Annotated in this window: 9 protein-coding genes and 2 rRNA genes; 7 read left to right on the plus strand and 4 right to left on the minus strand. The window is 57.0% G+C overall.

Features of this window, described 5'->3' with window-relative positions; all coding sequences use genetic code 11:
- Positions 1-21: 21 nt before the first annotated feature.
- The gene (locus AQ621_RS05785) at positions 22-222 is read right to left on the minus strand and encodes a hypothetical protein (protein ID WP_022990050.1); all 201 of its coding nucleotides are present in this window, start codon (positions 220-222) and stop codon (positions 22-24) included.
- Between the two features lie 35 nt (positions 223-257).
- On the minus strand, positions 258-839 hold the full coding sequence (gene smrA, locus AQ621_RS05790) for a DNA endonuclease SmrA (protein ID WP_022990049.1): 582 nt from the start codon (positions 837-839) through the stop codon (positions 258-260).
- 198 nt (positions 840-1,037) lie between these two features.
- Here smrA and AQ621_RS05795 point away from each other — a divergent pair, with 198 nt between their 5' ends.
- The 7 genes from AQ621_RS05795 (at position 1,038) to AQ621_RS05825 (ending at position 10,956) form a co-directional block, all read left to right on the plus strand.
- Positions 1,038-2,954 carry a putative nucleotidyltransferase substrate binding domain-containing protein gene (locus AQ621_RS05795; RefSeq protein ID WP_058340654.1) on the plus strand — a complete coding sequence of 639 codons (1,917 nt, stop codon included), beginning with the start codon at positions 1,038-1,040 and terminating at the stop codon, positions 2,952-2,954.
- A 10-nt stretch (positions 2,955-2,964) separates the two neighbouring features.
- Positions 2,965-3,672: a 3'-5' exonuclease gene (locus tag AQ621_RS05800; protein ID WP_058340655.1), complete on the plus strand. Its 708-nt coding sequence runs from the start codon at positions 2,965-2,967 to the stop codon at positions 3,670-3,672.
- Positions 3,673-3,884: 212 nt separating this feature from the next.
- A complete protein-coding gene (locus AQ621_RS05805) occupies positions 3,885-4,148 on the plus strand; it encodes a DUF4212 domain-containing protein (RefSeq protein ID WP_022990046.1) in 264 nt (87 codons plus the stop codon).
- Between the two features lie 6 nt (positions 4,149-4,154).
- Positions 4,155-5,924 (plus strand): sodium:solute symporter family protein, encoded by a 1,770-nt coding sequence (locus AQ621_RS05810; protein WP_058340656.1) that lies wholly within the window; start codon positions 4,155-4,157, stop codon positions 5,922-5,924.
- A 97-nt stretch (positions 5,925-6,021) separates the two neighbouring features.
- Positions 6,022-6,528 (plus strand): hypothetical protein, encoded by a 507-nt coding sequence (locus AQ621_RS05815; protein WP_058340657.1) that lies wholly within the window; start codon positions 6,022-6,024, stop codon positions 6,526-6,528.
- A gap of 27 nt (positions 6,529-6,555) precedes the next feature.
- On the plus strand, positions 6,556-10,071 hold the full coding sequence (locus AQ621_RS05820; RefSeq protein ID WP_058340658.1) for a PAS domain-containing hybrid sensor histidine kinase/response regulator: 3,516 nt from the start codon (positions 6,556-6,558) through the stop codon (positions 10,069-10,071).
- Positions 10,072-10,203: 132 nt separating this feature from the next.
- On the plus strand, positions 10,204-10,956 hold the full coding sequence (locus AQ621_RS05825) for a response regulator (protein ID WP_058340659.1): 753 nt from the start codon (positions 10,204-10,206) through the stop codon (positions 10,954-10,956).
- A gap of 89 nt (positions 10,957-11,045) precedes the next feature.
- Here the strand turns inward: AQ621_RS05825 and rrf are convergent.
- A 5S ribosomal RNA gene (gene rrf / locus AQ621_RS05830) occupies positions 11,046-11,159 on the minus strand.
- Between the two features lie 106 nt (positions 11,160-11,265).
- Positions 11,266-14,157: ribosomal RNA gene (locus tag AQ621_RS05835) — 23S ribosomal RNA — on the minus strand.
- Positions 14,158-14,390 lie beyond the last annotated feature (233 nt).

The raw sequence follows: 14,390 nt of genomic DNA on the forward strand, positions 1-14,390 counted from the left end.
GTTTGAAGCAAGCCCGCGGGCTTACTTGACCACTTCCTTACCGTCTTTATTCACCCAGATCTTGCGCTCGCCGGAATCGACCTGGCCATTGGTGTTCCAGACTTCCCGGTCCTGGGTTGCCTCATCCACCTTGCCGTTGTCGTTCCAGATCACCCGGTCTTTACAGCCGGTCAGGGCAAAAAAGCTTGCTAACATCAACACTGCTACAGAACGTTTGGTCATGTTACTTTCCTCGTTTGTCACACTGTTCAGGCACCCTAGCGGCTGCCGTGTACTTCCCGGTTATGCTGTTTGTCCCGCTCGCTTTTGCGCACCATCACGTAGACGGCCCCGGTGCCACCGTGGTGCTTCTGGGCCGAATGGAACGCCAGTACACTGTCCAGCTCCGGCAGCCACTTGGCCAGGTAACTCTTCAGCTGGGCGATCCCGTCCGGATTACGCTCCCCTTTGCCATGCAGGATGATCACCGAGCGCAGGCCATAGCGCACGCAATCGTTAATAAAGGCGAACACTTCCCTCCGGGCCTCTTCTACGGTCATCCGGTGAAGGTCCAGCCGGGCTTCAATGGGATACTGGCCCAGCCGCAACTTGCGAAACACCCCATGCTGAATGCCCGGACGCATCCAGCTCAGTACATCGTGGGCCGTCAGCGGCTCCACCATGTCTGAGGTCAGCGGGTTCAGGTCGCGCACCGGGGTCTCTACCGCAGCCTGCTGGCGTGCCAGGTGGCCCGGCGTCAGTTCCCGTGGAACCGCCACTTCCGCTTTGTTGGGTTTACGGATCCGCCGGACATCCTTCATCTCTTCGAGGAAAGCCAGGCGTTCGTCTTTACTGGTCATGACACTAACTGCTTCCGGATTGACAGGTATCAGAACTCTACCACTGCCCGGGGCTACCATAAAGCAGACAACCGACAAGGTTTGCGACGAAAATCGTAAGGTACAACAACGACCTGCTGCACTACACTGCAGAAGGACAACAATAACGAATGAGCGCCGGTAACCCGCCGCGCCACCAGGACCAGGATGAACTCCGCTATGGCCGCAGCAAACCAGGACACCGCCCGCCCACAGAATACCCGGGCCATCATGTCGTTCCTGCGGGAACATGCACCCTTCTCAAGCATGGACGACACCCACCTGGCACACTTTGCCGAGCATGCCACCCTCAGCTTCTACGCGGACGGTGATGTGGTGCTGTCGCCGGAAGACGGTCAGGCCAAGCGATTCTATGTGGTCAAGCAGGGCCGGATTCGAGGCGAGCGCCAGCACAAAACCGAAGAGCGCACCGAAACCACCTTCGAAATCAGTCAGGGCGAATGCTTCCCCCTGGCAGCGCTGGTGGGCGAGCGGCCGACCCGCACCCTGCACCGGGCGTCCGGGGATACCTTCTGCCTGAGCATCGAAAAGAAAGATTTCGTAACCCTGATTTCTGAAAGCGAACCGTTCCGGGACTTCTGCCTGCGCGGGGTCAGCAGCCTGCTGGAGCAGGTCAACCAGCGCCTGCAATCCAAGGCCATGGCCTCCATCGGCTCCAGTAACAGCCTGGACACCCCGCTGGAACGCTATGCCCTGCGCAATCCGATCGTCTGCTCCCCGGACCTGCCGGTGCGCAAAGCCGTGGCCCGGATGCACGAAAACAACGTGGGCAGCATCATCATTACCGATGACGGCCGCCACCCCACCGGCATCTTTACCCTGCGCGACCTGCGCACCATGGTTGCCGAGGAAAAAGGACCACTGGACACCCCCATCAGCCAGGTAATGACATCGAACCCCTGCTGCCTGCCGTCAACCGCCGATGCCTTCGAGGCAGCCATGCTGATGGCGGAACATCACTTTGCCCATTTGTGCGTGGTGGACGAAGAACAGCGGCTCATCGGCGTGGTTTCGGAGCGGGACCTGTTCTCCCTTCAACGGGTAGACCTGGTCAACCTTGCCCGCACCATCGGCACCGCTACCCACCTGCGTACACTGGTGGCCCTGCGCACCGACGTTTCCAGGCTGGTGGATGCCATGCTGGCCCATGGCGCGGACTCCGGCCAGGTGGTCAAGATCATCACCACCCTGAATGATGTCACCGTGCGAAGGGTGCTGGAACTGAACCTGAAAAAGAACGATCCGGGCATTCCCTTCACCTGGCTCACCTTCGGCAGCGAGGGCCGGCAGGAGCAGACCCTGCTGACCGACCAGGACAACGGCATCCTGTTTGAAACCCCGGAGGGCATGACCCCGGAACAGGTTCGTGAAAAGCTGCTGCCCTTCGCCCGCAAGGTCAATGATGAGCTGGCTGAGTGCGGCTTCACCCTGTGCAAGGGCAACATCATGGCCAGCAACCCGAAACTGTGCCTGAGTATCGGCGAGTGGGACGACTGGTTTATCCGCTTTATCGATGCGTCGACCCCACAGAACCTGGTCTATTCGTCGATTTTCCTGGATATGCGCGCCGTCTTCGGCCCGTCCGAACCGCTGCACCGGCTGCTGGAAAACGTACTGGCCCGCATCCGCAAGAACGCCCTGTTCCAGAAAATGCTGGCCGGCAACGCCCTGCAGCGCAAACCGCCCCTGACCATGTTCCGCAACTTCCGTTACCTCAACGACGAGAAAAAACACTCCCTGGATCTGAAACGCCAGGGGCTGGCACCGTTCGTGGAATCCGTCAGGGTCTTCGCCCTCGCCCACGGTGTTGAAACTGCCAACACACTGGAACGGATCGATGCACTGGCCCGCAAAGATGTGTTCGACGCCAAGGATGCCAATGCCTGGAAAGAAGCTTACAGCCTGATTCAGGCCATCCGCATGCGCGCCCACCAGGAAATGCTCGATAAAGGTGAAGAGCTGACCAACTACATAGATCCGGATGACCTGAACCCGCTGGACAGACGGATACTGCGGGAATCTTTCCGCCAGGCCCAGCGGCTGCAGCAAAAACTGGAAATCACCTACCAACTATAGGCCGGCAACCATGCTCGAACAGATCAAGCAATGGCTTACCCAGCGCAGGGGCGGCGTTACCGGTGACCACGACACCGACAGCCTGCCGGCCCCGAAAACGGCCAGCGACCAACTGCTGGCCCGTTCCCGGCTGATCGTGCTGGACCTGGAAACCACCGGGCTCAATTTCTCGAAAGACGAAGTCATCGCCATTGGCGCGGTGGCCATTGAAAGCGGCGTCATCCACCTGAATGACCAGTTTGACCTGATCCTGCGCCGCCCCGAGCTGGATATCAGCGAAACCGTGCTGATCCACGGCATTGGCCCTGAAGCCCTGACCCAGGGCCATGAGACCGAGGATGCCCTGCTGCACCTGCTGGAGTGGATGAACGGCGATCCCATCCTGGCCTACCACTCGGCGTTCGACCAGAAATTCCTAGAGAAGACCCTGAAAGCCCAACTGGGTTACACATCCCAGCACCTGTGGATGGATGTGGCAGAGCTGTTACCGGCGTTTTTCCCCCACGCCGAGACCAAGGGGCGCGGGCTGGATAATTGGGCCGACTACTTCAATCTTCAAATTAGTGAACGGCATCACGCTGCGGCAGATGCGATGGTAACGGCCGAATTGACCCTTGCAGCGCTCAATATGGCTCAGAAGAAAGACGTAAAAACCCTGAAAGAACTGGTCGATAAACTGCATTATCAACGCCGTTTACAGCAGATGCACCGACTTTGATTTAGCTCGGCTTATCGTTGATGTCCTTGATCAAATGCAAGGCAAGTTACTGAGACTTAGACTATTTGCCAATATCCTCAAACGCATTGACCGGTAAAGTCGGAGATGACAACAAGTCGGAGAAGTATTACATGAATAATAAATTCTCTTTCCGCACCACCCCAGCAAAAACCCAGCAAAGCTCTACAACAACAATACAGGAGTGATTTTGTATGTCAGGTCATAGCTACGACGCTGAGAACTACTGGAAGGCGAACCTACGCCTTATCTTTGGCAGTCTGATCATATGGGGCCTGTGCTCCTATGGTTTTGCCATCCTGCTACGCCCCATGCTGGCCGGCATTGAAGTCGGCGGGACCGACCTCGGTTTCTGGTTTGCCCAGCAAGGCTCGATTCTTACCTTCATTGTTCTGATTTTCTTCTACGCCTGGCGCATGAACAAAATCGACGAACAATTCGGCGTACACGAGGAGTAAGAACCAATGAGCCAATTTGCAATTAACCTATTGTTTGTAGGGGGCTCGTTCCTCCTCTATATCGGCATCGCCATCTGGGCGAAGGCCGGTAGCACCAGCGACTTCTACGTTGCCGGTGGCGGTGTTCACCCGGTAACCAACGGTATGGCTATCGGTGCCGACTGGATGTCTGCGGCATCCTTCATCTCCATGGCGGGCCTGATTGCCGCCGGCGGGTACGCCAACTCCACCTTCCTGATGGGCTGGACCGGCGGTTACGTGCTGCTGGCCATGCTGCTGGCCCCGTACCTGCGGAAGTTCGGCAAGTTCACGGTACCCGAGTTCATCGGTGATCGTTACTACAGCCCCAACGCCCGTCTGGTCGCGGTTATCTGCCTGATCGTAGCGTCTGTCACCTACGTTATCGGCCAGATGGCTGGTGCCGGTGTTGCGTTCTCCCGCTTCCTCGAAGTTGAAGCGACCAACGGCCTGATGATCGCAGCCGTGGTTGTATTCATCTACGCGGTACTCGGCGGCATGAAAGGCATCACCTACACCCAGGTAGCCCAGTACTGCGTGCTGATCGTTGCCTACACCATTCCGGCGGTGTTCATCTCCCTGCAACTGACCGGCAACCCGATTCCGGGCCTGGGCATGTTCTCTACCCACGCCGAATCCGGCATGCCGCTGCTGGCCAAGCTGAACCAGGTTGTTACCGACCTTGGCTTCCGCGAGTACACCGCAGATGTGGACAACAAACTGAACATGGTTCTGTTTACCCTGTCCCTGATGATCGGTACTGCGGGTCTGCCCCACGTAATCATCCGCTTCTTCACGGTTCCCAAGGTTGCTGACGCGCGCTGGTCCGGCGGCTGGGCCCTGGTCTTCATCGCACTGCTGTACCTGACTGCGCCGGCTGTAGCGTCCATGGCTCGTCTGAACCTGATGACCACCATCTATCCGGAAGGCACTGCTGCCCAGCCGATCGAGTACGATCAGCGTCCGGGCTGGATTGCCACCTGGGAAGAGACCGGTCTGATCACCTACGAGGACAAGAACAACGACGGCCGTATCCAGTTGTATAACGACAAGAACGCTGACTTCGCCGCTACCGCTTCCGAGCGTGGCTGGGAAGGCAGCGAGATGGTTGTTAACAACGACATCCTGGTACTGGCCAACCCTGAAATCGCCAACCTGCCGGGCTGGGTAATCGGCCTGATCGCCGCAGGTGGTCTGGCAGCCGCCCTGTCGACTGCAGCGGGCTTGTTGCTGGCAATCTCCTCGGCGGTGAGTCACGACCTGATCAAAGGCCGACTCAACCCGAACATCAGTGAGAAAGGCGAACTGATGGCGGCCCGTATCTCCATGGCGGTTGCCATTGTGGTTGCTACCTGGCTGGGCGCCAACCCTCCGGGCTTCGCGGCCCAGGTGGTAGCGCTGGCATTCGGTATCGCGGCAGCCTCCCTGTTCCCGGCGCTGATGATGGGTATCTTCTCCAAGCGTGTGAACAACGTGGGCGCAACCCTGGGTATGCTGTCCGGTCTGATCTTCACCCTGGTGTATATCTTCATCTACAAAGGCTGGTTCTTCATCCCGGGCACCAACAACCTGGCAGACACGCCTGAAAACTGGGTACTGGGTATCTCCCCGCTGTCCATCGGTGCAGTTGGTGCTGTGGTCAACTTTGCGGTAGCCTTCGCAGTATCCAAAGTGACTGCTGAACCGCCCGTTGAGATCCAGGAACTGGTTGAAAGCGTCCGTTACCCGCGCGGTGCCGGATCTGCCCAAGACCATTAAACTGCAAGACAGCCTGAATCATTGCCTGCAATGACAGGTTGATACCGAACGGGCTTCCTCTGTGAGGGAGCCCGTTCTTTTTTGAGGATACCGATTTATGTTCTGGACTTTTGTTGCCACTGTATTCTGCGGACTGGGTGCTGCCGGTATTGCCCTGGGCATTCGTGCCGCCACCGCCAAGCGCGCGCCCAAATGGATTATCCCGGTGTTTGCCGGCGCCGGTATGCTCGGCTACCTGATCTACGGCGAATACACCTGGTATGACCACAAGCGCTCACTGCTGCCGGAAGAGGCCGTTGTGGTAAACACCGAACAGGAAAAGATCTTCTTCCGCCCGTGGACCTTTGTTTTCCCGTACGTAACCGCGTTTTCCACGGTGGATGTGGCCAGCATCAGCAAAGATACCCCGGATTCCAATATTGTCCGGTTTACCCTTTACCGCTTCTCCCAGACCGTTACCGATGCGGTTTCGCACCGGGCTCACCTGATTAACTGCCAGAGCCGCGAGCTGGTACCGCTGGGTTCCGACGGCAGCCCCAGGGTCGACAATATGAAACTGCTGAACCTTCAGGATCCCCTGTACACAACTGTTTGCGGGGCCTGAATAACCAAGACCGGATAGCAACCCATCATGATTAGCGCCTGGCTGCTTGTACTGATTTCGATCTCCTACATCTCCCTGCTGTTCCTGATTGCCTGGGCGGGTGACCGCCACCCCGGGCTTTACCGGAACAGGTTGGCGCGAACCCATGTTTACGGTCTTTCCCTGGCGGTTTACTTCACTTCCTGGACCTTCTACGGCGCTGTCGGCCGCGCCACCCAGGAAGGCTTTGGATTCCTCCCCATCTATCTGGGGCCCCTGCTGGTTTTCGTGTTCTTTGCGCCCCTGTTACGACGAATCATCTACATCAGCAAGCGCAACAACAGTACCTCGATTGCCGACTTCATTGCTTCCCGCTATGGCAAATCACAACTGCTGGCAGCGATGGTGGCAATCTTCGCGCTGATTGGCAGCGTGCCTTACATCGCCCTGCAGCTGAAAGCCATTGCCCTCGGCTTCAACGTACTGTCCAGCACCGGCGATACCTACCAGGAGATCAGTACCGCAGCCTGGAACGATTCGGCCTGGTACATCACCCTTGCCCTGGCCGTGTTCACCGTGCTGTTCGGCACCCGCCACCTGGAGTCTACGGAGCACCACCGGGGCATGATCCAGGCGGTGGCCTTTGAATCCCTGATCAAGCTGATCGCCTTTGTCGCTGTCGGCCTGTTCGTCGGGTACGGGCTGTTCAACGGTTTCGGTGACCTGTTTCAGAAGGCCGCCGAGGCGGACCTGATTGGCACCCTGACCACAGACGCTATAGAGGCACCGGCATTCCTCACCCAAACCCTGGTGGCCATGCTGGCGATTATCTGCCTGCCACGACAGTTCCACGTGATGGTGGTTGAAAACACGGACCACCGGGATTTCGAGGTTGCACGCTGGGCTATGCCCATCTACCTGGTGATTGCCAGCGCCTTTGTGATCCCCATCGCCGCCGGCGGCTTGCTGCACGCAGACATGGCCGGAAGTGATCCGGACATCGTTATCCTTCAGCTCCCGATCATGGCTGGCGAGCAATGGCTGGCGGTACTGGCGTTTCTTGGCGGCGGCTCTGCTGCGGCCGCCATGGTGATTGTCTGCTCGGTAGCCATCGCCACCATGGTCAGCAACGAAATCATCATGCCCGGGCTGTTGCGTTTCTTCCGCCCGCGCATGAACCGCCGGACAGATCTCAGCTTCCTGCTCTTGTCCATACGCCGGGCCGCGATCTTTGTGGTGTTACTGACCGCCTATGGTTTCTACCGGATGGCCGGGGCCGATTACAGCCTCACCGCCTTCGGACTGCTCTCGTTTGCCGCTGCTGCCCAGTTCGGCCCGGCCCTGGTTGGCGGCATTCTGTGGCGCCGGGGTAACTACACCGGCGCAGTCTGGGGCCTTGGCCTCGGTTTCCTGATGTGGTGCTACACCCTGCTCCTGCCTGCACTGGCTGCTACCGGCTGGATATCCGCCGGGTTCATCGAGCACGGCCTCTTCGGCTGGCACTGGACCCGTCCAACCGCCCTGTTTGGCTCTGAACTGGACCAGACCAGCCATGGCATTCTGTGGAGCCTGGGGGTTAACACGGCGATATACATCTTCCTGTCGCTGATCACCCGGCAACGTATTCGCGAAAAGATACAAATTGCCGCGTTCTTCCATGAGGCCCAACCAAAAGCGGAAAGCGCCCAGCACCAGAGCTGGCAGGGCGAAATTCTGACCTCGGACCTGCAAGCCCTTACCGACCGCTTCATGGGCGAGGAACGCTCGGAAAGCATCTTCCGGAACTACGAGCGGCGTAACGCCATTCGCCTGTATCCGCACCGGCCTGCCTCATCGCACCTGATGAAGTATATCGAGCGGCAGCTTGCCTCGGTCATCGGTGCCTCGACTGCCCGTGTCGTGTTGGAGTCCACCCTGACCGGTCGTGACATGCAGATCGAAGACGTGGTCAGCATCGTTGATGAAGCCTCCCAGGCCATGACCTTCAGCCGGGAATTGCTGCAATCCGCCATCGAGAACATCAGTCTCGGGGTGTCTGTGGTGAATCACCAGCAACAGCTGGTGGTCTGGAACCACCGCTATCTGGAGTTGTTCCATTACCCGAAAGGGTTTGTCCGGGTAGGCCGGCCTGTCGAAGACCTGATGCGTTACAACCTGACCAACGCCAACCTGTCGGCCCGGCGTATCGACGAGATCATAGAAGACCGTTGCAGCGCCATGCGCGATGGCAAGCCCATGTCCTACGAACGTCAACGACCGGACGGTACGGTGGTCAGGGTAGACGGCAGCCCTATACCCGGCGGTGGTTACGTGACCACCTTCCAGGACATCACTGCCATGCGGCGCACCGAACAGGCGCTTAAAGAAACCAACATCTATCTGGAGCAACGGGTTCGGGAACGCACCCAGGAATTGCAAGTAATCAACGAGCAGATGCTCAAGGCCAAGTCCGTGGCGGAACAGGCTAATCAGAGCAAGACCCGCTTCCTTGCCTCAGCCAGCCATGACCTCCTGCAGCCACTGAACGCTGCTCGGCTGTTTACCTCGGCCCTGTCCGGCAAGATCACCGATGGCGAACCGAAACAGCTGGTCGAGCACATCGACAGCTCACTCGGGGCCGCAGAAGAAATCATCAGCACCCTGCTGGATATTTCCAAGCTGGATGCCGGCGCCCTGGAGCCGGATATTACGGTGTTCCCGGTTAACGACCTCCTGAAGCATCTGGCTACCGAGTTTTCCGCCATTGCCAAGGACCAGGAACTGGAACTGCACGTGGTGCCCAGCTCGGCCTGGGTACGCTCAGATGCCAAGCTTTTGCGGCGGGTAGTCCAGAATTTCCTGTCCAATGCCATCCGCTATACCGCAAGTGGCAAGATCCTTATGGGCTGTCGGCGCATGAAGGGCTTCCTGCGTATTGAAGTCTGGGATACCGGCCCCGGGATGTCCGAAGAGCAACTCGCTCACATCTTCGAGGAATTCAGGCGCTTCCAGCACGGCCGGGACAAGAAGGGGCTGGGCCTCGGACTGGCCATCGTCGACCGTATCAGTGGCATGCTGGACCACCCGGTAACCGTGCACTCAACCCAGGGCAAAGGCAGTACTTTTGCTGTCACCGTGCCCAGAGCTCCGGCAGAGCAGGTCCATGCCAGTGCCAGCAAGGCAGGCAGCAACTCCAGAAGGGTGTCCAGTCTGGGCGGCCTGAAGGTGCTGTGCATCGATAACGATGCGGCGATCCTTCAGGGAATGGTCGCACTACTGAGCAACTGGCAGTGCGAGGTAACCGCCGCGGAAAGTCTGGAAAGCGCCCTGAACAAGCTCGAAGGCCATAAACCGGATATCATCCTGGCGGATTACCAGCTGGATGATAACCGTAACGGGCTCGATGCCATGGACGGCATCAGAGAAGTTCTGGGAGCCGGTATCCCAGGCATCCTGATCACCGGCTACATGGCGCCGGAGGTACGTGAAGATGCGATCAGCCGGGGCTACCAGGTGCTTTACAAGCCGGTTAAGCCGGCGGCATTGCGGGCACTGGTGAACAAGCAGCTCAAACAGAAGCGCTGACACTGCACAAGGGAAAAATCAAAAGGGTGTCTCAAATATGACACCCAGGCCCGTTAGTCCACTGTATATTTTCTGATCTGCTTATATAGTTTCCTCTGAGACCATAAACGGTTAACCACAGAGGGACAGGGAATGCCACGGGGCCACGCGCTTATCATCGAGGACTCTTCAACAGCGCGCATCATTCTTGCGCGCCTGCTCGAGCGTGCGGACATTTCCAGCAAAGCCGTGGCCACAGCCGAACAGGCCTTTCCAGTTCTTCAATCCGATCACTTTGATGTCATCTTCCTCGATCATATGCTGCCAGGCATGAACGGCTTCCAGGCCCTTGAAAAGCTGAAAAGCCTTCCGGATACCCGTGATATCCCCGTATTCATGTACACCTCCCAGAACGCCGGAAAATACATCGAAGAGGCCCGGGCGCTCGGTGCGGCCGGGGTTATCCGCAAACAGGTGGACCGTGAACAGTTGATGCGAACCCTGGATTTGATCCTCTCAGACATCCCGGAACCGGAGCACAGTGAAGCGCTCAGGCTGGCTGTGGAGAACGTCGGACAACCTGTTACCGAAGCTCCGGAACAGGCACAGAGGAAGATCAGCGGACGAATGTCCACCCTGGAGGTGGCCTACGAAGAACTGGAAGAGCAACTCAGGGAACTCAAACAGCAACAGGAAGAAAAGCACATCCATCAGGCAGAGCAAAGCAGGCGCCTGAGACAGAACATACGATGGCTATCGGCCGCCGTGGTAACGCTGGTAATCGCCCTGGCCTGGATAACCAGCTGGCAAGCAGGACAACTTCAGGCCCACGCAGAACGGACCAGTGACCGCTTTGCGCTGATGCAAAGCATTATGGGTGGTCTGATAGAGCTGATCAGTAAATAGCTCGGTCCGGAAAACCTTCTATCACTTCTCCCGGGCCTGAAATGAAAAAACCCCCGGCAGCAACGCTGTCGGGGGTTTGGGTATTAAGAGCCTGACGATGACCTACTCTCACATGGGCGAACCACACTACCATCGGCGCTGGTCTGTTTCACGTCTGAGTTCGGGATGGGATCAGGTGGTTCCAGACCGCTATGGTCGTCAGGCAAAACGGATGATCACTGGGAAGGACGAGATAAAACGTGATGGTGATTTCTTTGAGCGTGGCGTTTGCCTTGCTCTTGCGTTATCCGCAATTGTCTTGGGTGTTATATAGTCAAGCCGCACGAGCAATTAGTACTGGTTAGCTCAACGCCTCGCAGCGCTTACACACCCAGCCTATCAACGTCCTGGTCTTGAACGGCTCTTCAGGAGGCTCAAGGCCTCAGGGAGATCTCATCTTGGAAGGGGCTTCCCGCTTAGATGCTTTCAGCGGTTATCCTGTCCGAACATAGCTACCGGGCAATGCCACTGGCGTGACAACCCGAACACCAGAGGTTCGTCCACTCCGGTCCTCTCGTACTAGGAGCAGCTTTCCTCAAATCTCCAACGTCCACGGCAGATAGGGACCGAACTGTCTCACGACGTTCTAAACCCAGCTCGCGTACCACTTTAAATGGCGAACAGCCATACCCTTGGGACCGGCTTCAGCCCCAGGATGTGATGAGCCGACATCGAGGTGCCAAACACCGCCGTCGATGTGAACTCTTGGGCGGTATCAGCCTGTTATCCCCGGAGTACCTTTTATCCGTTGAGCGATGGCCCTTCCATACAGAACCACCGGATCACTATGACCTACTTTCGTACCTGCTCGACGTGTCTGTCTCGCAGTCAAGCGGGCTTGTGCCATTACACTAACCGCACGATGTCCGACCGTGCTTAGCCCACCTTTGTGCTCCTCCGTTACGCTTTGGGAGGAGACCGCCCCAGTCAAACTACCCACCACACAGTGTCCTCATCCCCGATAAGGGGACCAAGTTAGAACCTCAAACATGCCAGGCTGGTATTTCAAGGTTGGCTCCACTCGAACTGGCGTCCGAGTTTCAAAGCCTCCCAGCTATCCTACACAAGCATGCTCAAAGTTCACTGTGAAGCTATAGTAAAGGTTCACGGGGTCTTTCCGTCTAGCCGCGGATACACCGCATCTTCACGGCGATTTCAATTTCACTGAGTCTCGGGTAGAGACAGCGCCCCCATCGTTACGCCATTCGTGCAGGTCGGAACTTACCCGACAAGGAATTTCGCTACCTTAGGACCGTTATAGTTACGGCCGCCGTTTACCGGGGCTTCGATCAAGAGCTTCGCACGAGTGCTAACCCCATCAATTAACCTTCCGGCACCGGGCAGGCGTCACACCGTATACGTCCACTTTCGTGTTTGCACAGTGCTGTGTTTTTAATAAACAGTCGCAGGGGCCTGGTATCTTCGACCGGCTTCCGCTCCACCCGCGGGGGTTTCACGTACACACCGGCGTGCCTTCTCCCGAAGTTACGGCACCATTTTGCCTAGTTCCTTTACCCGAGTTCTCTCAAGCGCCTTGGTATTCTCTACCTGACCACCTGTGTCGGTTTGGGGTACGGTCTCGAATAGCCTGAAGCTTAGAAGATTTTCCTGGAAGCAGGGCATCAATGACTTCGCGCCCTTGGGCACTCGTCGTCACGTCTCAGGATTGTGGACCCGGATTTGCCTAAGTCCACTCCCTACTCGCTTAAACCGGGACAACCGTCGCCCGGCTCACCTAGCCTTCTCCGTCTCTCCATCGCAGCTATCCAAGGTACGGGAATATTAACCCGTTTCCCATCGACTACACCTTTCGGTCTCGCCTTAGGGGCCGACTCACCCTGCGCCGATTAGCGTTGCGCAGGAACCCTTGGTCTTCCGGCGTGCGGGTTTTTCACCCGCATTGTCGTTACTCATGTCAGCATTCGCACTTCTGATACCTCCAGCAAGCTTCTCAACTCACCTTCGCAGGCTTACAGAACGCTCCCCTACCCCGCATACAATGTATGCAGCCGCAGCTTCGGTGACCAGTTTGAGCCCCGTTACATCTTCCGCGCAGGCCGACTCGACTAGTGAGCTATTACGCTTTCTTTAAAGGATGGCTGCTTCTAAGCCAACCTCCTAGCTGTCTGAGCCTTCCCACATCGTTTCCCACTTAACTGGTACTTTGGGACCTTAGCTGGCGGTCTGGGTTGTTTCCCTCTTCACGACGGACGTTAGCACCCGCCGTGTGTCTCCCGGATAGTACTCACAGGTATTCGGAGTTTGCATCGGGTTGGTAAGTCGAGATGACCCCCTAGCCGAAACAGTGCTCTACCCCCTGTGGTATTCGTCCGAGGCGCTACCTAAATAGCTTTCGGGGAGAACCAGCTATCTCCGGGCTTGATTAGCCTTTCACTCCGATCCACAAGTCATCCCCTGGCTTTTCAACGACAGTGGGTTCGGTCCTCCAGTGCCTGTTACGGCACCTTCAACCTGCTCATGGATAGATCGCCCGGTTTCGGGTCTATGTCCAGCGACTGATTCGCCCTATTCAGACTCGGTTTCCCTACGGCTCCCCTAAACGGTTAACCTCGCCACTGAACATAAGTCGCTGACCCATTATACAAAAGGTACGCCGTCACAGAACAAGTCTGCTCCGACTGCTTGTACGCATACGGTTTCAGGGTCTATTTCACTCCCCTCACAGGGGTTCTTTTCGCCTTTCCCTCACGGTACTGGTTCACTATCGGTCAGTCAGGAGTATTTAGCCTTGGAGGATGGTCCCCCCATGTTCAGTCAACGTTTCTCGTGCGCCGACCTACTCGATTTCACTGGACTCAGGTTTCGGATACGGGGCTATCACCCACTATGGCGGCTCTTTCCAGGGCCTTCTCCTACCAGTTGTCCAGCTTAAGGGCTGGTCCCCGTTCGCTCGCCGCTACTTAGGGAATCTCGGTTGATTTCTTTTCCTCGGGGTACTTAGATGTTTCAGTTCCCCCGGTTCGCCTCTTACACCTATGGATTCAGTGTAAGATACCTAACCGAAGTTAGGTGGGTTTCCCCATTCAGAGATGTCCGGATCACAGCTCGTTTGCCAGCTCCCCGAACCTTATCGCAGGCTTCCACGTCTTTCATCGCCTCTGACTGCCAAGGCATCCACCGTATGCGCTTAGTTGCTTGACTATATAACCCCAAGACAACTGTGTTCCCTTTATCGACGTCCGGGTAAACCAGGAAATCCATAACGGGAGACAGTTACTTGAAGCGATATAACAACCACTTCAACGACAACACCGGATAACGCTTGAAATCGCTATCACTTTGAACAGTTTCTCTCGGAGATAATGAGAGAAATCTATTCGTGTTCTATCTCGTCCAATTTGTTAAAGAGCAAATCTGACCCAGTGATCAGAAAG

This window comes from Marinobacter sp. P4B1, from assembly GCF_001447135.1.
GTDB classification, from domain to species: Bacteria; Pseudomonadota; Gammaproteobacteria; order Pseudomonadales; family Oleiphilaceae; genus Marinobacter; species Marinobacter vinifirmus.